At 53.0% G+C, this 21,586-nt stretch carries 17 protein-coding genes; 9 read left to right on the forward strand and 8 right to left on the reverse strand.

The features are described from left to right. Window positions 1–144 precede the first annotated feature (144 nt). The 3 genes from nucS to ARCH_RS01895 are packed head-to-tail and all read left to right on the forward strand — an operon-like array spanning window position 145 to window position 1,963. Complete coding sequence (gene nucS / locus ARCH_RS01885; protein ID WP_013169623.1) at window positions 145–840, forward strand: endonuclease NucS; 696 nt, start codon at window positions 145–147, stop codon at window positions 838–840. Then, on the forward strand, window positions 840–1,127 hold the full coding sequence (locus tag ARCH_RS01890; protein WP_013169624.1) for a hypothetical protein: 288 nt from the start codon (window positions 840–842) through the stop codon (window positions 1,125–1,127). The genes nucS and ARCH_RS01890 overlap by 1 nt, the downstream gene beginning before the upstream one ends. Before the next feature lie 56 nt (window positions 1,128–1,183). Beyond that, a complete protein-coding gene (locus ARCH_RS01895) occupies window positions 1,184–1,963 on the forward strand; it encodes an alpha/beta fold hydrolase (protein WP_013169625.1) in 780 nt (259 codons plus the stop codon). 9 nt (window positions 1,964–1,972) lie between these two features. Here the strand turns inward: ARCH_RS01895 and ARCH_RS01900 are convergent, their stop codons facing one another. After that, complete coding sequence (locus ARCH_RS01900; RefSeq protein WP_013169626.1) at window positions 1,973–3,280, reverse strand: coiled-coil domain-containing protein; 1,308 nt, start codon at window positions 3,278–3,280, stop codon at window positions 1,973–1,975. Between the two features lie 144 nt (window positions 3,281–3,424). On the opposite strand from ARCH_RS01900, the gene ARCH_RS01905 reads away from it, so the two are divergent. The 3 genes from ARCH_RS01905 to ARCH_RS01915 are packed head-to-tail and all read left to right on the forward strand — an operon-like array spanning window position 3,425 to window position 6,435. Beyond that, entirely contained in the window at window positions 3,425–4,498 is a 1,074-nt protein-coding gene (locus tag ARCH_RS01905) for a hypothetical protein (RefSeq protein WP_013169627.1), read from the forward strand. Then, entirely contained in the window at window positions 4,491–5,498 is a 1,008-nt protein-coding gene (locus ARCH_RS01910; protein ID WP_013169628.1) for a hypothetical protein, read from the forward strand. The genes ARCH_RS01905 and ARCH_RS01910 overlap by 8 nt, the downstream gene beginning before the upstream one ends. A gap of 4 nt (window positions 5,499–5,502) precedes the next feature. Further along, window positions 5,503–6,435, forward strand: a complete 933-nt coding sequence (locus tag ARCH_RS01915) for a tetratricopeptide repeat protein (protein WP_013169629.1) — start codon at window positions 5,503–5,505, stop codon at window positions 6,433–6,435. On the opposite strand, the gene ARCH_RS01920 is transcribed toward ARCH_RS01915, so the two are convergent. Continuing rightward, entirely contained in the window at window positions 6,432–8,108 is a 1,677-nt protein-coding gene (locus ARCH_RS01920; protein WP_013169630.1) for a glycoside hydrolase family 13 protein, read from the reverse strand. The genes ARCH_RS01915 and ARCH_RS01920 overlap by 4 nt on opposite strands. Window positions 8,109–8,129: 21 nt before the next feature. Continuing rightward, a complete protein-coding gene (locus tag ARCH_RS01925) occupies window positions 8,130–9,140 on the reverse strand; it encodes a LacI family DNA-binding transcriptional regulator (protein ID WP_013169631.1) in 1,011 nt (336 codons plus the stop codon). Between the two features lie 323 nt (window positions 9,141–9,463). Here ARCH_RS01925 and ARCH_RS01930 point away from each other — a divergent pair, with 323 nt between their 5' ends. From ARCH_RS01930 to ARCH_RS01940, 3 genes are all read left to right on the forward strand, one after another. Then, the gene (locus tag ARCH_RS01930) at window positions 9,464–10,696 is read left to right on the forward strand and encodes a sugar ABC transporter substrate-binding protein (RefSeq protein ID WP_013169632.1); all 1,233 of its coding nucleotides are present in this window, start codon (window positions 9,464–9,466) and stop codon (window positions 10,694–10,696) included. 67 nt (window positions 10,697–10,763) lie between these two features. Beyond that, the gene (locus ARCH_RS01935; protein WP_013169633.1) at window positions 10,764–12,380 is read left to right on the forward strand and encodes an ABC transporter permease subunit; all 1,617 of its coding nucleotides are present in this window, start codon (window positions 10,764–10,766) and stop codon (window positions 12,378–12,380) included. Window positions 12,381–12,382: 2 nt separating this feature from the next. Continuing rightward, on the forward strand, window positions 12,383–13,297 hold the full coding sequence (locus tag ARCH_RS01940) for a sugar ABC transporter permease (RefSeq protein ID WP_013169634.1): 915 nt from the start codon (window positions 12,383–12,385) through the stop codon (window positions 13,295–13,297). Window positions 13,298–13,390: 93 nt separating this feature from the next. Here ARCH_RS01940 and ARCH_RS01945 read toward each other — a convergent pair whose 3' ends face one another. The 5 genes from ARCH_RS01945 to ARCH_RS01965 form a co-directional block, all read right to left on the reverse strand. Next, window positions 13,391–13,954, reverse strand: a complete 564-nt coding sequence (locus ARCH_RS01945; protein ID WP_013169635.1) for an NADPH-dependent FMN reductase — start codon at window positions 13,952–13,954, stop codon at window positions 13,391–13,393. A gap of 223 nt (window positions 13,955–14,177) precedes the next feature. Next, on the reverse strand, window positions 14,178–16,364 hold the full coding sequence (gene glgB / locus ARCH_RS01950; RefSeq protein WP_013169636.1) for a 1,4-alpha-glucan branching protein GlgB: 2,187 nt from the start codon (window positions 16,362–16,364) through the stop codon (window positions 14,178–14,180). 38 nt (window positions 16,365–16,402) lie between these two features. Then, window positions 16,403–17,782: a phosphotransferase gene (locus tag ARCH_RS01955; RefSeq protein ID WP_013169637.1), complete on the reverse strand. Its 1,380-nt coding sequence runs from the start codon at window positions 17,780–17,782 to the stop codon at window positions 16,403–16,405. Further along, complete coding sequence (treS, locus tag ARCH_RS01960) at window positions 17,769–19,454, reverse strand: maltose alpha-D-glucosyltransferase (protein ID WP_013169638.1); 1,686 nt, start codon at window positions 19,452–19,454, stop codon at window positions 17,769–17,771. The genes ARCH_RS01955 and treS overlap by 14 nt, the downstream gene beginning before the upstream one ends. Next, complete coding sequence (locus tag ARCH_RS01965; RefSeq protein ID WP_013169639.1) at window positions 19,451–21,526, reverse strand: maltotransferase domain-containing protein; 2,076 nt, start codon at window positions 21,524–21,526, stop codon at window positions 19,451–19,453. Before ARCH_RS01965 ends, treS begins: the two co-directional genes overlap by 4 nt. Window positions 21,527–21,586 lie beyond the last annotated feature (60 nt).

Consider the following 21,586-nt stretch of genomic DNA (forward strand, 5'->3'; position numbering starts at 1 on the left):
AAAGAAACGCTATTTGGCATTAGCCGGCTAATGCCAGATAGCGTTTCTTCCTATGGTGCGGGTATGCTTTTGTCCTTCGATATATACTTGTGATGGTCTGTTTGTTGGATGGCACATCACAAGAAGAATCAAAAGGGGAGTTCTGTGCGTATTGTTATCGCTCGTTGTAGTGTGGATTATTCAGGTCGGCTAGATGCTCACTTGGAGCCTGCTACGCGGGTGTTGATGCTCAAGCAAGATGGTTCTGTTTTGGTGCATTCGGATGGTGGTTCGTACAAGCCGCTGAACTGGATGTCTCCTCCGGCTACGTTTAAGGAAATTCCTGTTGCGGATATTGATCGCAAGGCTGGGGTTGTGGAATCGTGGGCGGTTGAACATAATAAGACGAACGATGTTCTTTTGATTAACATTTACGAAATTTTGCATGATGTGACGCAGGATTTGGGTATCGAACCTGGCCTTGTGAAGGATGGTGTGGAAGCCCATTTGCAGAAGCTTTTGGCTGAACAGGTTGACGTTCTGGGATCAGATCTTGAGTTGGTTCGCCGTGAGTACCCTACCCCGATTGGTCCGGTTGATTTGATGCTTTTGGGGAAAGACGGCGGGCACGTTGCCGTTGAAGTGAAGCGCCGTGGGGAGATCGACGGCGTTGAGCAGCTCACCCGCTATCTTGAGTTGCTGGGGCGTGACTCCACATTGCAGCCACTTCGCGGAATCTTTGCGGCTCAGGAGATCAAGCCGCAGGCTCGCGTGCTTGCAGAAGATCGTGGTATCGAATGTATCGTGTTGGATTATGATGCGATGCGCGGCGTGGATCATCCTGAGGATCGTTTATTCTGATGCGCCGTTCTAAGAAATATGATCGGCCTGTGCGCGAGATTAACTCTTATGCGTTGATGGGCTATACTCGCGTGGAGCAGGGGCGTGACGGGCGCGATTTCAAGGTTCACCATATTGTCTCTGGTGCCAAAGACTATGTGTGCCCTGGCTGCCAGGGGGTTATTCGGCGCGGGGAATCTCATGAGGTGGCTTGGACTGAAGATCATATTTTAGGCAAGGATTTTGGCCAGCAAGATCGGCGCCACTGGCATACGGGGTGTTGGAACGCGCGGGGGCGCCGCCGCTAAATCGCTATCAGCGCATCCTCCTCAGCCTTAACACAGGGGAGTGCTACGGTGGATATATGACTATGTTAAGTTTTCGCCGTACAGGCAATGTTTCTGATTGTCCGCTAGTGCTTCTTCATGCTCTTCCGCTGGATGCCACGATGTGGGATCGTGTTCGCGAACTTCTTGCGCCGATTGATGTGATTACGGTTGATGCTCCTGGATTTGGCGAATCGCCTGCTGGTTCGGAGATCGCAGAAGATCCATCGGTGGCCGCCTATGTGCAGGCGTTGAAGGAAACGCTCGATCACCATGGGGTCCAGCAGATCTTGCTTGGCGGCCTTTCGATGGGTGGTTCGGTGGCCGCGGAATTCGTGGCTACATATCCAGAAATGATCCGTGGTCTGGCGCTCATGGATACGGGGATCGGCGCGGATAACCAGGATCGTCAGGCGTTCCGCCGTGATATGGCGCAGCGTGCAGAAGAAGGCCGTGCCTTTGAGATCTTAGAGGACTGGAAGGATTCTATGACCGGCTCTGAAGTGACTCCAGAAATCCAAGAATCACTTGTTGCACGTTTCAAGGCTGCCCCAGGGGAAGGCCTGGCGTGGATTCAACGTGCGCTTGCTACACGTGAAGATCGTAGCGATGCGGTTGAGCTGGTGGAAGGCCCAGTATTCTTTATTCGCGGCACGGATGATCCAACGGCATCCTTGGAGTATTTCATGAATTTGGCTTTGAAAGCGAAAGAACCCCGCATCCTCGAAATCGAGGGTGCAGGGCACTTTACTGCGGATGAAAAGCCGGAGGAATTGGCACAGGCGCTGAGTGAGTTCGTTCAGCGTTGCGCCCGCTAAAGTTCCAGGTTATTCGGCTGCTTCGAGCTTCTCGGAGTCGTCGGCTTGAGGCTCTTCCTCGGCCGCCGGCTCCGATTTTTCTTCAACCGGCATTGGTTCGTCTTCTTCGCGCTTATTTGCTGCGGAGTTCACTACTTGGGAGAGTGCGAGCGAGCGGTCTGATCCGGTGAGGATTGCCCGCATGTCTTCGATGTAGGAGGTCAGCGATTCGCGCTGTTCTTGAAGCGCATCGATTTCTTCGCGTGCAGAGGTGAGCTTCTTGGCGGCGTCGGTTTCTGCTTCGCTCATGATGCGGCTGGCTTCGTCGCGTGCGTGTGTGAGGATGGCGTCGGCTTCATCACGTGCACTGTTGAGAAGATCGGCTGCTTCGCTTTCTGAACTTGCGGTGAGCTGGCTGGCGCGTTGGGTTGCTTCAACCACGCGTTCTTCCGCGGTGCGGGCATCGGTTTCAGCTTTGCTTACCATCTCCGTTGCGAGTGCGGTGAGGCGTTCATTTTCTGCGGTGAGCTTGGCGGTTGCTTCTTCGTGGGCTTCGGCGATGGAACGTTCGCAGGCTGCGGTTGCGTCCGCGATAGCGCGTTCGGATTCTGCCTTGGCACTGGCGATACTTTGTTCCGTTTCGGCACGCATGCGGGCGAGTTCTGCTTCAGTTTCTGCCCGTAATTGTGCCACGGCATTTTCTGCTTCAGTGCGTAGGTTGGTTGCGTCAGTTTCGGCTTCGCTACGCAGGTTGGTGGCAGCGGTTTCGGCTTCGGCGCGCATCTGGGCCGCGTCGTGTTCCGCAGCGGAGCGGAGCGCAGCTGCGTCAGCTTCGGATTGAGTGCGGAGGCGGTCTGCTTCACGTTCTGCCGAAGAGACGATTTCTTCGCTGGTACGGCGTGCAATAGTGGTGAGTGAATCGACTTCTGCACGGGCACGTTCGAGTTCCGAATCGGCTTCGGTGTGTGCACGGGAGAGAGTTTTTTGGCTGTCTTCGAGCGCCGCGTTGCGGAGAGCATCGGCGCGCTGTTCTGCAGTAGCGACGATGCTGGTTGCTTCTTGCCGAGCGCGCGTCATGAGATCGAGCGCTTGTTCTTCGGTGGAGCGCAGTAGGCGTTCTACGCGGCTTCCGAGCCCAGAGTATGATGGCCGATCGTTTTCTTTTAACGCATGATTTGCCTCAGCAAGTTGCGCTGATAGCTGAAGGACTTCGTTATCCAAATGAGCTACGTGGGCGCGCGCTTGGGAAAGGTGAGTATTTAGGCTGTCTATCCGGTCGTCTACCTGTGCACGGTCATATCCACGCATGACGACGGGGAATAGAGGTTCTTCTGCCACGTCAATTTCCTCCATATACTTAGTGGTGTAGTTTAAGAGTACCTGTAGTAGGTCACTTCACTCACATCAGAGTGTTAGAGTCGTCCACATAAGGTAATGTTATTTAATCGTTATATACAGTATGTGGTTGAGGAAAGCAGAAGAATGAAGCGAATTCTGGGGATAGTTGCCCTCTTCATGGGCGTTGTGATGTTGGCTGGTACTTTTGTGGTTTCGTTTAGCCAGCAGAAAGTTTCCACAGTCAAGCTTTCTTCTGCTTCGAAGTCAGCGGTTTTCACAACTACCGCGCCTGGCGTTTTAACGCTTGTGAACGACGTCGTTGCGGTCACCTTAGAATCGAAAGGTCACGATGTTCAGTGGGCACTTGGTACCCCTACCGATGTGAAGGCTTTCGTTGGGGGTGCTGGATCTGTGGATGTTGCCGGTTTGGAATCGTGGAAAGCACTGAAGGTTGCTGAAAATAAGGGATCTGCTGAAGCGAATACCGCTGTGAAAGAAGCGGTGGGTGCTAAGTCGTTTACGCTTCTTGGATCAGATATGTGGGCCAAAGAAGGGCACGCAAAAAATTCAGCCAATGTTGAGCTGAAAGCTAGTGATCTGGAGAACAAGGTTCTTATTGCGACTACTGATCAGGGCGTTGCCCCGAAGATCACACTGGAGTGGCAGCGCATCCATGAAGTGGCAAACTTGCTCGTGTTTTACGTGATGAGTGTTCTTCTTGGGCTCATCGGCGCGTTCTTGTTGCTGAATTGGCACCAGGAAGAAGCTGCACGCACTTGTGTTCAACGTAAAGCATCGGTGAAGCTTCGCTCGCGTGGCCAATCCGATGAAGCAACATCGGTGTTGCCATCGTATGATGGCGATCTTGCAGATCCTGATCTTGAACGTGATATTCAACGTGTTCATACTGATGCAGCGTTTGGCGCTGCGATTCTTCCAGGGACAATACGCAGTAGTGTGTTCCGAAACCGAGAATTGGCAGAAGAGGATCGGATTATTATTCCGATCGCGGATACGGATTCGGTAGAGACGCCTGATAGGGCTGATGATACCGCTCAAGAAGCTGTGTCTGAACCAGTGCTAAAAGCAGATGTTGGCTCTGGCGATGATGAAGAAGAAAAGATGGATGAACGGTCTGAGAAGGATGATTGGCGTTCTTTATGGAATTTCTCGTGGGGAACACCGTGGAAGAAAGAAGAGGGTAATACCAATGCGTAAAACGCGTCTTGCTCTAGCCGTGATGGCTGCTGCCTCGCTTACCCTTGCAGGCTGTGCACATGATTCGTCAGTTCCAGAACCGGAAGTAGCGAAAAGCGCATCGAATATCGTTCCGCAAAAGAAGTACGCGATGATCGCGTCAGACGTGGCAAAAGCGTTAACACAAGCGGATCAGAACCGTGACGCTGGTGCGTTGGGTCCTCGAATCGCAGGTCCGTTCCGTGTACAACGTGAAGCAGAATATGCTCTAGCGCGAGCAACGGAAACAACTGCTCCTACATCGGTAGTGATTGATCCAAAAGAATCGGCCTTGTCGTCAGGTTCTGCATTCCCTCGCTCATTTATGGCGATCGATATGACAAAGACGGGGCGCGGTATTGGAACAATCACCGTGTGGCAACAACCAGATGCCCGCCAGAATTACCAGCTATGGGCTGCCATGGATATGTTCCCGGCGCCTCCAAAGATCGAAATCGTTAATACGAAGAATGATAAGCCGGGTTATCCTGAAGCAAAACCTTCTGAGTATTCGGTTGATCCAGCCACCGTGCTGGATTCGTATGTGGCCTATATCAATGCGCGGGCGATGGGTGATGTGAAGTTTAATGAAGGCGATCCGCTGTATAAACAGACGGAGAAGCAAGCTCATGATCTCACAGCGGCTTTGAACGAATTGGGTGAAGCGAAGATTGCCTTCACAGTTCCTAACAAGGATATCCGTGCTATTTCTACCAAGGATGGCGGGCTTGTGATGGTGGGGGAGCTTCGATATAACATGACCGTAACCCGCACCAAAGATCGCGCCACGCTCAAACTGGGATCCTCCATCGGTGCTCTTGCCGAAGGTAAGAAGGATGGTATCGCTGTGGTAGATAAGCCTGTGGTGGCACAATATTCAACGTCGGTGGCGTTCTATATTCCACCGAAGGGTTCGAAGGATCCTATCCACGTCCTTGGCGGATCTGTACCAGCATTATTGAGCGTAACAAAGGCGGAGTAACACGATGAACATGCCAGGATTCGGCGGAGTCTACGATCTGTCAACGTTGAAGAAGGAACCTGAAACACCTCAAGCGCCTGTAGATACGGGTAATACAATCCCTGGTCCGTGGGTTACTGAAGCAGCTGAGGCGAATCTACAACACGTGGTGCAAACATCGATGAGCCTGCCTGTGCTCTTCGTGTTTATGGCTCCAGAATCTGAACATTCGCAAACTCTGGTTCAGAATTTCACCGAGGTAGTCAACGCACATGCCGGGAAAATCCAGCTGGCAGTTGTTGATGCATCGGTCGAACGCGGGATTGCTCAAGCTTTCGGTGTGAATGCAGTTCCAACAGCTATCGCTCTGCTTCAAGGCCAACCAGTTCCACTGTTCCAAGGTTTACCTGACATGGATTCGTTGACGACAACCGTGACTAAGCTCCTCGATGCGGCCGCCCAGTACGGTTTAACTGGCGTGTTGGATGGAGATCCGGACGGCACGCCACCGGAACCAGAAATTCCACCACTTCACAAGGAAGGCTTGGAAGCTTTGGAAGCTGGTAACTTGGAAGGCGCTTACGCGGCCTACAGTGCAGCGATCAAAGAAAATCCAGGTGATTCAGAAGCGATCACAGCATTGCACCAGGTTGAACTCCTGCAACGTGTGAAGGCGATCAATCCTGATGGTTCGCCACTAGAAGCACAGAGTATTCTCCACGCTGCTGCTAGCGCGCCATTTACCGATGTTGATGCTCACCTCAAAGCTGCCGATCTCGAACTGTCGTTTGGGCGTGCGGATGCGGCGTTTGCCCGCTTACTGGAGGTTGTGAAAGCAACGAGCGCAGATGATCGGGACAAGGCACGCACGCGCCTGCTGTCCTTGTTCGACGTGGTTGGTCAGCACTCCGATCTGGTTTCCCAGACTCGGAAAGCACTGACCAACGCACTCTTTTAATCCCGTTCAAACCAGACTGCCGAATTGGCAGGCAACACACCATCGGTTATTTCGCAGGTGGCGATGAGCAGATTTGCGTCCTCAGGCAAGAGCACTGGCGTATCGAACGCCAACATTACGTGAACATCTGCACGATCGTCACGCGATGAGACGTAGTGTAGATGATTGGCGGTCGGTTCGGCGTCGCTCAAAGCTGCGCTTCCCATCTTCAACACCTTGCGCAGATCGAGCATGCGCTTGAAATGATTGAGCGACGAATCTGCATGTTGTTCTTGTACATCTACGGCGATCTCAGCCCATTCTGCAGGCTGAGGTAGCCAACTTTCTCCTGTAGCGGAGAAGCCGAACGCGGGCTCTGTGCTACTCCACGGCATCGGAACACGCTGGCCATCACGCCCCGCTTCACGGCCTTCCGTGCGGAAGAATGCGGGATCTTCACGCACGTCATCTGGCAAACTCGTGTGTTCGGGAAGCGAAAGTTCTTCGCCCTGGTAAATGTACGACGAACCTGGCAGTGCCGCCTGAAGTAGGTGCGCCGCCAATGCACGTTTACGCCCGAGTTTGGCATCTGGTTGTTCTTCCCAGGAGCGAATCCCATTCGGCCCCTTTCCTGTAGAAGAAAGGCCAAGGCGTGACGTGGCGCGAACGATATCGTGATTAGACAAGACCCAGGTGGTTGGGGCGCCAACAGAATCCATGGCACGTAACGACGACCTGACCGTTTCACGTAAATCACTGGCAGTAAAAGGAGCCATTAAGAATGCAAAATTAAAGGCCTGGCTCATTTCATCTGACCGAACATACGTGGCAAGATTTTCTTCCCCATCAACCCACGCTTCAGCAACGAGCATCCGATCTGGGCCAAATTCATCCAACACAGCGCGCCAACGGCGGTAGATATCGTGGACTTCTGGGCGGTTCCACATCGGCGGTGGCGGAACATTATCTGGCACTTCACTGCCACCGGCAACCATATCCCAATGGTATTGCCAATTAGGTAGTTCAGGATCTTTCGCTAACCCGTGGGCAACATCAACTCGGAACCCATCAACTCCTAGCCGAAGCCAAAAACGCAAAACATCATCAAATTCATTCAATACATCAGAATGATCCCAGTTCAAATCGGGCTGAGACGAATCAAAAAGATGCAGATACCAGCTCGTATCATGCTCCCATGGGCTACCTGGAGCATCGGCACGTTGGCACACTTGGGTCCACGCATGACCACCAAAAATCGATATCCAATCATTCGGCGGGCAACCATCGGAATCACGGAAATAATAACGTGCGCGAGCAGCATGATCCCCAGCCAACGCAGCTCGGAACCAGATATGTTCATCCGACGTATGATTCGGCACCAGATCAACAATAACCTTCAGCCCATAATCGTGAGCTTGTGCGATCATCGTTGCCACGTCGTCGTTAGAACCAAAAAGCGGATCCACACGGCGGTAGTCCGAAACGTCGTACCCACCATCTTTCTGAGGGGAACAGTAAAACGGCGAAAGCCACACCGCATCCACACCCAGCTCCGCAACGTAACCAAGACGTTGCGTGATCCCACGCAAGTCGCCAATTTTTCCCGACGACGACGCAAACGACCGCGGATAAATCTGATAAATAACAGCATCTTCCCACCACTGAACCGGGGTGCTCTGCTGGTGAATCTTCACAATATTCCTTCCAACCGTGCGTTACCGACGCGGCAACGCGGTAGACTCACGGACAATCAACTCAGGCTCAAAACGCATCGGACCCATCGGAGAATGTGTCCCATTAATCATGCCAATTAACGTACTCACGGCAGCATCGCACATCGCCTTAACCGGCTGATGCAACGTAGTCAACGGGGGATTCGTAAACGCATTCAACGGAGAATCATCAAAACCAACAATCGATAAATCGTCAGGAATACGCAACCCAGACGATTGGCAATAGCGAATCGCGCCATACGCCATCACGTCGGACGCAAAAATAATTCCCGTACAACCCTGCGATACCAAATCGGCGCACGCAGAAACACCCCCTTCAACCGTGAAAAGTGTGTGCGCGTGACGCGGCTTCTCCTGTGGAAGAACACGAGCCATCGCATCCAAATACGTCTCCGTTTTCACGCGCGCCGGGCCAAAACGAAGCGGCCCCGTAGCCAACCCAATCTTCTGATGCCCTAATCCCTTCAAATGGCGAACTGCCTGGCGGATCGCAGACGAATCATCCGCAGAAAAATCAGGCATACCCAGCTCTGGGTTATAACCATTCATCGTAATAAAAGGAATACCACGCGCAGAAATACGGTGATACCGTTCCAAACTAGCCGTAGAATCCGCGTGCAAACCCGACACGAAAATAAGACCATCCACACGATGCTCCAACATCGCCTCAACATACGAATCCTCCGTAGCGCCACCCGCCACCTGCGTACCAAGCAACGGCGTGTAACCATGAAGACTCATCGCACCCTCAAGCGACTGAGCAAACTGAGGAAAAATAGGGTTCGTCAACTCCGGAAGAACCAAACCAATCAAACCGCCACTGCGTTCGCGAAGCTGATCTGGCCGTTCATACCCCAACAAATCAAGCGCCGCTAACACCGCCTGCCGCGTTTCAGGCGCCACTGAATGCTTTCCGTTCAAAACTCGCGATACTGTGGCAGTAGAGACTCCTGCCTGTTTGGCCAAATCGGCCAACCGGATCCGCTTTGCCATGTGGGCTCCTTTGCTTGACACGTGCGGTAAGAAAATTTGCAGAAATGAAATGCTTTCCGGTTTTCAAGGATACCCCGAATCGAACCTAATTTGCTTGTTTTGCATGGGATTACGGAATAAATCTAGGCGTGTGTAGACACGGACAAGTCGGTATTTTTGATAACAGATTGGCATATTTTTTGCACGATCTCTGCAAAGTGTTGCATAGGGAGATTTCGTCGTTATACTTAAAGACACGGCATCTGAGCAACGTCGCTCACCAATCGTGGAGTTCACGCAAAAAGCTCACACATGCCAAGGATTACACACTTGAGGAGAAAAATATGCGTCGTGGCATTGCACTCGCGGCTGTTGCTGGATTGGCTGTTGCTGGCCTTGCAGCTTGTGGTTCGGATGATTCCGCTAAGAAGGCTGATAAGCCGGCAACTTCTGACACGAAGTCGGATGCAGCCCTTACCATTTGGGTTGATGCTGATCGTAAACCAGCATTCGAAATCGCTGCTAAGGAATACGAAAAGGCAACCGGTCACAAGGTTGAACTGGTTGTAAAAGAAAATGACCAGATCCGTTCCGAATTCGCCGCACAGGTTCCAACAGGCAAGGGCCCAGATATCACCTTCGGTGCTCATGACTGGCTAGGTGAATTCGTCACCAACGGTATTGTTGCCCCAGTTGAACTTGGTGATAAAGCCAAGGAGTTCTCCGATGTTGCACTCAAGGGCTTCACATACGAAAATAAGACCTACGGCGTTCCATACGCTGTTGAAAACCTTGCCATCATCCGTAACGCGGACCTTGCCAAAGAACCGACTCCAGCAAAATTTGATGACATGATCGCTGCAGGCAAGGCAACCGGCGCAAAGACTCCATTCATGGTTCAAATTGGTGAAAAGGGCGATCCTTTCCACATGTACCCATTTGAATCCTCCTTCTCCGGCCCAGTTTTCAAGACTGACGAAGCAGGCAACTACACCCCAGAACTCAACCTCGGTGGCGAAAAGGGTGGCGCATTCGCCAAGTGGCTGGCAGATAAGGCTGCAGCAGGCGAACTCAACACTGCATGGACCTACGATATCGTAGTTGAAGCCTTCAAGAACGGCGAAGTCCCGTTCATCCTTGGTGGCCCATGGATGCTTGGCGATTTCAAGGGCATGAACGTTGCCGTTGATCCAATTCCATCCGCAGGTGATATGCCAGCAGCTCCATTCGTTGGCGTTCAAGGCGGCTTCATTTCCGCAACCTCCAAGAACCAGCTCCTCGCAACTGACTTCCTCGTGAACTACGTTGGAACCGAAAAGGTTCAGGATGCTCTCTTCAAGGCTGGCCAGCGTACTCCAGCTCTCAAGGCTTCCGCAGAGAAGATCGCTTCCGATCCAGTTGCCGCAGGTTTCGCTAAGGCTGGCGAAGCCGGTCTCCCAATGCCAGCACTCCCACAGATGGGTGCAGTCTGGTCCTTCTGGGGTACCACTGAAGCACAGGTCATGGGTGGCGCTGATCCTGCTTCCACATGGGAGAAGATGATCAGTGACATCCAAGCAGAGATTGCTAAGAAGTAATCACGCGTAGAGTTACGGCCCCGCCGCCAACTAGTGGCGGGGCCGTCTCTTATATCAGGAGTAGAAAATGTCGCAGATGATCAAGCCTACAGAGGCGTCGAAGAAGCGTGCGGCACGGCGGGCAGAACGATCCAAGCTGGATTCGCCAGCAACCACATGGGGAACCGGATTTATTGTCAAGCTTGTGCTGATGGGCATCGTCAACGCTCTAGGCATTTTTATTATCTTTACGGCTTTCGGAGTTGGATCAAACATCTTGGGAAGCCTCATGGCCGTTCTTTTGGTCGCACTGGATTGGGTGTATTTCTCACGCCGTACTTTGGCACTTAAATACCTCGCTCCGGGCCTCGTGTTTCTCCTAGTGTTCCAGGCATTCGTGATCTTCTATACTGCATACATTGCGTTCACGAACTATGGCCACCAGCACACACTAGACAAGTCCACAGCGATCGAATCCATTCTTTTGCAAAACTCAACTAAGCGCGTAGAGAATTCTCCTCAATATCCGCTCGTTGTTGTGGAAAAGGATGGCGAATTGGGCTTCGCCGTCGTCGATCCTGACAAGAATGTCCTCAAGGCTGGAACCGAAAGTCACAAGCTAACGGAAGTGGATGGAACCTTCTCCGGCACTCAGATTTCTGAAGTCTCTGGTTACACGATCGTCCCACTTTCGGAGCTCGGAAACCGCCAGGACGAAGTCACCAAGTTGCGTGTTCCAATCAGTGATAATCCGGAAGATGGCGCGATCGGAACCCAAACTGGTACGGTGGGCTACCAGTTCACCTCATCGATAACGTACGATGCCGACGCCGATACGATGACCGACGTTGAAACCGGTACGGTCTACCATGCAGATGATGACGCTGGCTTCTTCAAAGCCGATGACGGTTCCACGCTGAACGTTGGTTGGCGTGTTGTTGTTGGCTTCGATAACTTCCTCAAGGGCTTCGGGGACAGCCGTTACGCACAGCCGTTCTTCCAGGTGCTTGTGTGGAACGTTATCTTCGCCTTCATGTCCGTTCTTACCACATTCCTGCTGGGTATGCTCTTGGCGATCGTGTTGAACGACGAACGCCTCAAGGGCCGCAAACTCTACCGAACCTTGCTGCTGTTGCCATACGCATTCCCGTCATTCATGACTGCGTTCCTGTTCGCAGGTTTGATGAACCGCAGCTACGGCTTCTTCAACCAGTTGCTCGGAACAGAAATTCCGTGGCTGACTGATCCAACCATGGCCAAGGTGTCCGTGATCCTCGTGAACCTCTGGATGGGCTTCCCATACATGTTCCTGATCGTCACCGGCGCTTTGCAGGCTATCCCGGGCGAACTCACTGAAGCAGCAAAGATCGACGGTGCAACATCGTTCCAAGTATGGCGTAACGTCACCCTGCCACAGTTGATGATTTCCTTGACTCCGCTCCTGATCGCATCGTTCGCCTTCAACTTCAACAACTTCAACCTGATTTACATGTTGAACGGTGGCGGGCCGCGAATGGGCGATGCATCCGTGCCAGTTGGACACACCGATATCCTGATTTCGATGGTCTATAAGATTGCAGGTTTGACCGGCGAAGCGGCACCAAATTATGGTTTGGCTGCGGCTATGTCGCTCGTGATCTTCTTGATTGTTGGCGCGGTGTCACTGTACTCGTTCAAGAAGTCTAAGTCGATGGAGGCGTTGTGATCATGGAAAAAACACGTGAAACCCGTTCGGCTGTTGCTGCCACTGGTACCGTGGCGAACAACAAGGTGCCTTTCGGAAAGTGGTTCCGGGAAACCGGCTTTCGGCACGTACTCGCCGTTCTTGCGGTTCTGTATGCTGCGTTCCCGATTCTTTACATCGTTTCGGCGGCTTTGAACCCGGACATCAAAACCACCCTGACTGGAGCAAACAAGCTCTTCACATCTGTATCGGTTGATAACTTCACTGAGCTCTCCGATACGATGTTCTGGACCTGGTTCTCCAACACGTTGATCATCGGTATTGCTACTGCAATCGGCACTGTTCTGATGGGTGCGGCCGCTGCTTACGCCTTCTCGCGTTTCCGGTTCTCTGGCCGGCGAATGACTCTGATGTCCCTCATGGTTATTCAGATGTTCCCGCAGTTGCTAACCTTCGTAGCAATCTTCCTGTTGCTCACCACCTTGGGGGATGTGTTCCCAGTTCTTGGTATCGATTCCAAGCTCGCGTTGATCTGCGTGTACCTCGGTGGAGCTTTGGGAGCAAACACGTTCCTCATGTACGGCTTCTTCAACTCCATCCCAATGGAATTGGATGAAGCGGCCAAGATCGATGGTGCAACACACTCCCAGGTGTATTGGACCATCATCATGCCACTAGTTATTCCGATCCTTGCAGTTGTTGGCCTGCTAAGTTTCATCAGCTCGTTCAACGATTTCATCTTGGCTCGAACCATTCTCACGTCGCAAGAGAACTGGACTCTAGCTGTTGGCATGAACCTTTGGGTTGGCGGTAACGAAAAGGCATGGGACTGGTTCGCAGCCGGGTCCATTATCGCTGCCGTTCCGATCCTTCTGCTCTTCCTGTTCTTGCAAAAGTACATCGTTTCCGGCTTGACCGGAGGCGCTGTGAAGGGCTGATAATCCTCAAGCAGGGAGTGGGTTGAGCGAAATCTCAACCCACTCCCTTTGTGTTCTACTGTGAAGAGTAAGCGATATATGCTGCGATCGCGTTTACTGCTTTTCGATCAGCGCGGTGAAGCGCGTAATGTAGTCCGCGATGAATTCGCGTGTTGATTCGGCGGTCATCATGCCGTTGTTATCGAAGAGCTCAGGGGAGTTGCCGATGAAGACTTCTGGCTGCCCTGGCATTGGCATATCGAAGTAAGACAGGGCAAGGCGCAAGGTCTTTTGTGAGCTGTAGCCGCCCATCTTCCCAACCGAGTGGCTGATGATGCCAGCGGGGAGGTTCTTCCATGCCACATCTGAGTTTGGTTTCGAGCCAATATCTACCGCATTCTTCAAACATGCCGGTACAAGACGGTTGTTTTCTGGAGTCACAAACAAGATCCCATCGGAATTTTTGATTGTTTCACGGAATGCGGTCCATTCTGCTGGAACGGAAACCTCTGGAACGTTTGGATCATCGCAATCGAAGTTGTAGAGCGGCAGATTGCCGATTTCTACAATCTGCACATCATAATCTGCAGGGAAGAACTCCATTGCTACATGAGCGATTTTGCGTGCATAAGATCCTGCACGCAGGCTACCAATAAGAACAGACACCTTCTTTGTCATGTTATTGCTCCGTTCGCATCGTCTAACGTTGTTGGGCACGTGCACATCGACACGAGGCCCTTTCAATCACTGTTTTTCTATGCTAGCAACAATAAACACACAAACATAAGCATGTGCGTAATTATGTATTCGATGTGACGAAGTGGAGGAGGTGCCGGATAATCCAGCACCTCCTCCACCGTCTAGCCTTAGCCAGCGATCATTCACATGGAAAACGCCAGTATCATGCGCGCTTTGGAGTCAGGTACACAACGCCAAGCGGTGGCAACTGAACGAGTGCGGATTGTGCACGCCCGTTCCACGCCACGTCTTCAGTCACAACGCAGCCCATATTTCCAACGCCAGAACCGCCATACTCAAGGGCATCCGTATTCACGATTTCTTCCCATTCGCCAGCCTCTGGTAAACCAATACGGTAATCCAGATGTGGAGTACCAGCGAAGTTGATGGCGGCCACCACCACGTCGTCGTCAATAGACGACTTACGGATGAAGGTCAACACGTTGTTGTCCCCATCCGAACCATCAATCCATTCGAAACCGCGCTGAGTGAAATCATCAGACCACAAAGCCGGATGCTCCTTGTAAACCTCATTCAGGCGAGCAAGGCAGGACATAACCCCATCGTGGTTTGGATTATCGGTGAGCCACCAATCCAAGCCCTTGCCTTCGTTCCATTCGGAAATTTGAGCGAATTCCTGGCCCATGAAGAGCAACTGCTTGCCAGGATGCGCCCACTGGTAACCAAACAGCAAACGCACGCCGGCGAGCTTCTGCCACGCATCACCAGGCATCTTTTCGTATAAGGAGCCTTTGCCGTGCACAACCTCATCGTGCGAAATCGGCAATGCGAAATGTTCAGAGAACGCATACACCATGGAGAATGTGATTTCGCCGTGGTGCCAGCGCCGGTTGATCGGTTCTTCGGCCATGTAATGCAGGGTGTCATTCATCCAGCCCATGTTCCACTTCAGGCCATAGCCGAGGCCGCCTTCAGACGTCATCCGTGTGACGCCTTCCCACGACGTGGATTCTTCGGCGATCATCATGATGCCTGGATGATTGCGGTAAGCGGTAGCGTTCGCTTCCTGAATGAACGAGATTGCTTCCAGGTTTTCGCGGCCACCGTACTGGTTTGGCTGCCACTGGCCAGCCTGACGCGAGTAATCCAAGTAGAGCATGGAAGCCACAGCATCAACACGGATGCCATCGATGTGGAACTCTTCCAACCAGTACAAAGCGTTCGCAACCAGGAAGTTCTTCACTTCATTACGGCCGAAGTTGAAGATGTATGTGCCCCAATCCGGATGTTCACCGCGCAATGGGTTTGGATCTTCAAACAGCGGAGTGCCATCGAAGCGGGCCAATGCCCAATCGTCCTTCGGGAAGTGGGCAGGCACCCAATCCATGATCACGCCAATGCCGGCCTTGTGAAGTTCGTTGATCAGGTAGCGCAGTTCATCAGGAGTCCCGAATCGGGCAGTCGGGGAGTAGTAGCCCGTAACCTGGTAGCCCCACGACGGCCCGAATGGATGTTCGGCCAACGGCATGAATTCAACGTGTGTGAATCCAAGATACTTGATGTGCCCGATCAGCTGTTCGGCCAGCTCTTTGAAATCCAGGCCCATACGCCAGGAACCTAAGTGAACTTCATAGATAGAGATTGGGCCTGCATGCGGATCGCTTGCGCCGCGCTGTTCAACCCACTCTTCATCGCTCCACGTGAAATGAGTAGAGGTGATGATAGATGCGGTTGATGGTGGGACTTCGGTGCGGCGTGCGAACGGATCGGCTTTCTGGTGCCACGATCCGTCTGGATATTGGATTTCGAACTTGTAGTGCGAACCTTCCTTAGCGCCTGGAATGAAGAGTTCCCACACACCGGAGGTTCCCATTGTGCGCATGGATGATACGGTTCCGTTCCATGCGTTAAAATCGCCAACTACCCGCACGGCCTTCGCGTTCGGGGCCCATACGGCGAACGATGTACCAGTAACCACACCCATATCGGTTTCGTAAGTGCGCAGGTGAGCGCCCATAACTTCCCAGAGGCGTTCGTGGCGGCCTTCGCCAAACAGGTAGGTATCCATTTCACCTACGGTTGGGAGGAATCGATAGCCATCATCGCCGGTGGAATCGAAATCTCCATAGCGTGCCCGGATTCGGTAATCGCGGATTTCCTTGCCTGGGAGTACTGCTACCCACACGCCGTTGTGTTCGTGGACGGCGGGGTATTCGCCGTCAAGGGTAACTACAGTAACTGCGTCCGCGAGTTGCCGGATCACTCGGATGGTCAGGTTTGTTCCGTCCGAATGAGGGCCGAGCACATCGTGTGGCGCATGGTAGTAGCCATGTGAGATGGCATCGAGGATATCGGTACCAACGTTGAGTGGTTCAAGCTTTGCGTTCATAGGTCTATTTTTCCATGTTTCTGTGTGATGTACATCTATTACGTGGTTCGTGTTTTGCGTAATAATGCGGTTTTGACTCCAGCAAGTGGAATGTCAACCCAGGTTGGGCGTGAGGCGGTTTCGTAGCTGACTTCGTAGAGCGCCTTGTCTAGGACGAACGCGTTAAGAAGGTGCGTTTCAGCGGCTGTGAGGTGCCCGTATCCTTCGAGGTAGGCGGCACTCGCGGCGCGTTCCCAAGATCGGCATGCGTCATGATCCGCACCCGCCTTTTCTGCGGTTCCGGCGGCATAATCGAACGATCGTAGCATTCCAGCCACGTCCCGTAGTGCGATGTCTGGTTGCGTTCGTTGTGAGAGCGGCCGCAGCGGCTCTCCTTCGAAATCGAGCGCCACCCAGCCACGTTCCGGCACGTCCAATACTTGCCCCAAGTGGAAATCGCCGTGGATTCGTTGCGCTCGTGGCCAGGCCAGGTCACGCACCGAATCGTATAGTTCGGTGATATCGGTTCGATATTCGGCGAGTTGCGGTGCGTCTGCAATGGCACGTTCCGCACGTTCTTTGAGATGCTCGACGACGGTGTGGTTGGACATTACTGACGTTCCACAGGCCGTGCTGAGCTGGTCATGGATATCGCGAGTGAGCCTTCCTAGTGCAACGATTCGTTCACGCTGACCAGAGGACATGGTTGGCCCAAAGGTGGCAAGTTCGTTGGTGATGACCTGCCAGGCATCAACGGATCCAGCAAGAAACTCTTGCGCAACAATCAGATCGGCTGAAGATCCATCATCCCAGGTACCATTCACAGATCCGTACTGCCGGGGAACGCTGCATGATCCGGCAGAATCCAAGGCTTGCTGGAGTTCCACATCCGGATTGTGGCCGCGGTCAATCACGCGCAACAACTTACAGATAATGCCGGCAGGCTGGTTTTCAGGCAGGTGATCGTACCGATAGATGATCGAAGTATTAGATTGTTCTGAGGTGAGCTTGTGTGAACTCGCTGGTGCAGGAAGATCCCGAATCGATCTAGCCGGAACCATCGTGAGGTCAAGTTCCGCGCCGGCATCATCGATCCACACGGCAGGTTCAACATCAGGTTCGCTCACCCCATAAAAGAGATGGTAGAGATCGTGTTGGCCTACCGGATCATCCGTAGCATCAACAACCGCCACAGAACCTGCCACAACGCCAATCGCATTCTCAGCAACACCGCCAACATAGTAGGTGAGTGGAACACTGAACATGAGCGAACCGCACTCCACCAGGTGAAGAACAGTCACTGCTCCAGGCTGCGATGGCGGCAACGCACACGACGCCACAAAACGCATCGATTCCACCGTTGCGCCACGGAACCACCGCGCTTCGGCCATCCACGGCGCAACGCACGCACCGACGTCGTTACTACTAATCCTTATCATCGGACAACTCCAACCAGAAGAAATCGCGCGAACCCAGAGTCAACTGGTACGTGCCACCAGGCGAAACAGAAGGGAAATCGGCCCCACCGAACACGTCCCGCGCAGCGAACCCAGCAAAATCAGGAACCGAAATCGTGGCAGCCCGCGGCGTATTCGCCACATTCATCACACACAACATCACCTGATCGGCGTTCGTGCGAGTAAACGCCAACACAGACTCATTATCCGTATCGCACAACGTGAACGCGCCGTTACCCATAACCGGATACTGCGAACGCACCTGAATAATGCCACGCATCCAATGCAACAACGACGCCGGCTGAGCCAACTGCGACTCCACATTCGTACCCTGATAGTGATACACCAGCGACTGCACCAACGGCAGATACAACTTGCCAGGATCGGCAAGGGAGAAGCCCGCATTCCGATCCGGAGTCCACTGCATCGGCGTACGCACCGAATCGCGATCCTCCAGCCAAATGTTATCGCCCATACCGATCTCATCCCCGTAATACAAACACGGAGAACCAGGCAAGGAAAGCAACAACGCGTTAGCCAATTCGATTTCCGCACGCGAATTACCCAGCAACGGAGCCAACCGGCGCCGAATACCAACATTCGCTCGCATCCGCGGATCTTCCGCATACCAGCCATACATCTTGGCGCGTTCTTCCGTAGAAACCATTTCCAACGTGAGTTCGTCATGATTACGCAAGAACGTGCCCCACTGGCCGCCCGCCGGAATATCTGGAGTCGCCTTCAAAATCTCCCGAATAGCCGTAGCCCGCTGATCGCGCAACGCATAGTAAATACGCGGCATCACAGGGAAATGGAAACACATGTGGCATTCTGGCGAATCGTCCGAACCATAGTATTCCACCACGTCCTGCGGCCACTGGTTCGCTTCGGCAATAAAGATACGGCCGGGGTAGGCGGCGTCGATTTCACGGCGCAACCGCGCAATGAATTCGTGCGTACGCGGCAGGTTTTCGCAGTTCGTGCCCTCTTCTTCAAACAAGTATGGGATGGCATCCAACCGGAACCCATCAACCCCGATCTCACACCAGAACTTGACCACGTCAATGATCGCGTCCTGCACAGCCGGATTCTCAAAATTGAGATCCGGCTGGTGCGAAAAGAACCTGTGCCAGAAATATTGGCGCCGCACCGGATCGAAAGTCCAGTTAGAACTCTCCGTATCGATGAAAATAATACGCGCATCGGCATATTCTTCATCCGTATCCCGCCACACGTAGAAATCGCCGTACGGCCCGTCCGGATTCGCCCGCGAACTCTGGAACCACGGGTGCTGATCCGACGTATGGTTCGCCACGATATCAATGACGATCCGGATCCCGCGCTCATGGGCTTGTTCCACCAGCTCCGCAAAATCTTCCATCGTTCCGTATTCGGACTTAATGGCCGTGTAGTGCGAAATATCGTAGCCGCCATCACGCATCGGAGACGGATAGAACGGCGGAATCCACAGCGCATCCACCCCCAACCATTGCAAATAATCGAGGTGCTCAATCAGCCCACGGAAATCCCCGGTACCGCTCCCTTCCGTATCGCCGAAGGCACGCAAAAGGACTTCATAAAAGACTGCCGTGCGGAACCATTCTGGATCGGAGGCGAGGCCCGGTTTTTCGGTAGGGAAATGCAATGAACTCAAGATAGAACCTTCACGGATAGGACATGTGCTACTTGGCCATGCGGATCGAGGTGAACATAAGGCGCTTCGTTCCACAGGTAAGTTTCGCCGCTCATCTCATCGGTCACCTCAATGATCGGCCCGCCATCCCAGCGTGGCGAAATTCCGAACGGGGAAAGATCGAGGTAAACAGTTGCGTCACGCGATGCGTACGGATCCAGATTGACGACGACGATCACCGCATCCATCACCCCATCCGCCGTTTCCTCTGGGCGTGCCACCTTGGTAAACGACACGATCTTATCGTTCGATGTTGGATTGATCGTGACGTTACGCAAACGCTGGAGCGCCTTGTGCTTAGAACGGATCGAATTGAGCATCGTCAGCAGAGTAGCCATACCGTTTTGCTCCGCAAGAGCATAATTGCGCGGCTTAAATTCATACTTTTCGTTATCAATATGTTCCTCTGCCCCTGGGCGGGCAATGTTTTCGATCAGTTCGTAGCCGTTGTAAATACCCCATGTAGGCGAACCCGTGGCCGCCAAAATCGCGCGGATAGCTGCTGCAGAAATCCCGCCACGCTGGATATATGGAGTAAGAATATCGTGAGTTGTTGGCCAGAAAGCCGGACGCATTCGGTGCGACGATTCGTGTGAGACTTCCATCAAGTACTCTTCGATCTCCTGACGTTCGTTACGCCACGTGAAATACGTGTACGACTGGTGGAAGCCAACCGTACCCAAAGTCTGCATCATCGGCGGATTCGTGAACGCCTCAGCCAAGAAAATAACCTCAGGGTGCTCCACACGGAACTCAGCCAGCAGACGCTGCCAGAAACCAACCGGCTTCGTGTGCGGATTATCCACACGGAAAATCGTGACGCCATGAGCAACCCACAACTCCACAACCCGCTTGATCTCCTTATAAATACCCTCCGGATCATTATCAAAATTCAACGGATAAATATCCTGGTACTTCTTTGGCGGATTTTCTGCATACGCAATCGTGCCATCTGGCCGAGCAGTAAACCACTCCGGATGCTCCTTCACCCACGGATGATCAGGAGAACACTGCAACGCTAAATCCAACGCCACTTCCATACCCAGTTCATGAGCGCGGCCAACAAAAACGTCGAAATCTTCAAAAGTGCCAAGCGAAGGTTCAATTGCATCGTGACCACCGGCGGCGTCGGAACCAATCGCATACGGCGAACCCGGATCCCCCGGAACCGCAGTCAACGAATTGTTTCGGCCCTTACGATTCGTCAAACCAATCGGATGCACAGGCGGAATATACACAACATCAAAACCCATACCCGCAACGCGATCCAAATCCGTAGCAGCCGTACGCAACGTACCCGACGTCCATTCACCAGACTCAGAATCACGCGTAGCACCAACCGAACGCGGGAACAACTCGTACCACGAACCAACAAGCGCACGCACCCTATCCACGAAAACCGGATACTCACGCGACCGCGACACAAGCTCCTTCACCGGATACGCAGCAAACGCAGCCCGAACCTCCTCAGAACGCGCCGCAGCCAACTTCACCTCAGGCAACGCGCGCCTCTTCGAAATCACAGTCAACGCATCACGAATCGCCGCACGCTCCCCAGAACGCACCGGAGTACCCTTCAAAGCAGCCTTAAACAACACCTCAGCTTCAGCAAAAACCAACCCAACATCAATACCAGCCGGCACCTTAATCTCCGCATTATGAAGCCACGTAGCATACGGATCAGACCACGCCTCAACAAAAAACCGATGCGGGCCAGGAACCCGAGGAGTCAACCACCCCTCAAACCTAAACAAACCAGGCGAAACGTCACACATTGGAACCGAATCGACCGTATGCCCAGCACCATCAACAAGCACCGCACGCGCGGCAAACTTATCATGTCCCTCACGAAAAATTGTTGCCTGAACAGGGAAAGACTCATCCACCGTACTCTTAACCGGAGCCGTCCCATCAAGCAGTTGAGGCGACACCTCAACTATCGGAATACGGCTCACAGCCACAAAATCAGGCGCCGCAACTGAACGGCGCGAGGAACGGCGGGCAGAACTGGTTTTATGTTGCAAAGTACTCACAGCCTCTAGTCTAATCGAGTTACCTACGTCTCAAAAATCCTTAGAGTAATTAAGCTCTGT

The sequence above is a fragment of the Arcanobacterium haemolyticum DSM 20595 genome (assembly GCF_000092365.1).
GTDB lineage: Bacteria > Actinomycetota > Actinomycetes > Actinomycetales > Actinomycetaceae > Arcanobacterium > Arcanobacterium haemolyticum.

What these genes read in the sequence shown, in the direction of transcription:
- ARCH_RS01935 (WP_013169633.1), top strand. Translation starts at nt 10,764, where the DNA reads ATGTCGCAGATGATCAAGCCTACAGAGGCGTCGAAGAAGCGTGCGGCA.
- ARCH_RS01905 (WP_013169627.1), top strand. Translation starts at nt 3,425, where the DNA reads ATGAAGCGAATTCTGGGGATAGTTGCCCTCTTCATGGGCGTTGTGATG.
- ARCH_RS01890 (WP_013169624.1), top strand. Translation starts at nt 840, where the DNA reads ATGCGCCGTTCTAAGAAATATGATCGGCCTGTGCGCGAGATTAACTCT.
- ARCH_RS01925 (WP_013169631.1), bottom strand. Translation starts at nt 9,140, where the DNA reads ATGGCAAAGCGGATCCGGTTGGCCGATTTGGCCAAACAGGCAGGAGTC.
- ARCH_RS01930 (WP_013169632.1), top strand. Translation starts at nt 9,464, where the DNA reads ATGCGTCGTGGCATTGCACTCGCGGCTGTTGCTGGATTGGCTGTTGCT.
- glgB (WP_013169636.1), bottom strand. Translation starts at nt 16,364, where the DNA reads ATGAACGCAAAGCTTGAACCACTCAACGTTGGTACCGATATCCTCGAT.
- ARCH_RS01945 (WP_013169635.1), bottom strand. Translation starts at nt 13,954, where the DNA reads ATGACAAAGAAGGTGTCTGTTCTTATTGGTAGCCTGCGTGCAGGATCT.
- ARCH_RS01910 (WP_013169628.1), top strand. Translation starts at nt 4,491, where the DNA reads ATGCGTAAAACGCGTCTTGCTCTAGCCGTGATGGCTGCTGCCTCGCTT.
- ARCH_RS01895 (WP_013169625.1), top strand. Translation starts at nt 1,184, where the DNA reads ATGACTATGTTAAGTTTTCGCCGTACAGGCAATGTTTCTGATTGTCCG.
- ARCH_RS01915 (WP_013169629.1), top strand. Translation starts at nt 5,503, where the DNA reads ATGAACATGCCAGGATTCGGCGGAGTCTACGATCTGTCAACGTTGAAG.
- ARCH_RS01940 (WP_013169634.1), top strand. Translation starts at nt 12,383, where the DNA reads ATGGAAAAAACACGTGAAACCCGTTCGGCTGTTGCTGCCACTGGTACC.
- ARCH_RS01955 (WP_013169637.1), bottom strand. Translation starts at nt 17,782, where the DNA reads ATGATAAGGATTAGTAGTAACGACGTCGGTGCGTGCGTTGCGCCGTGG.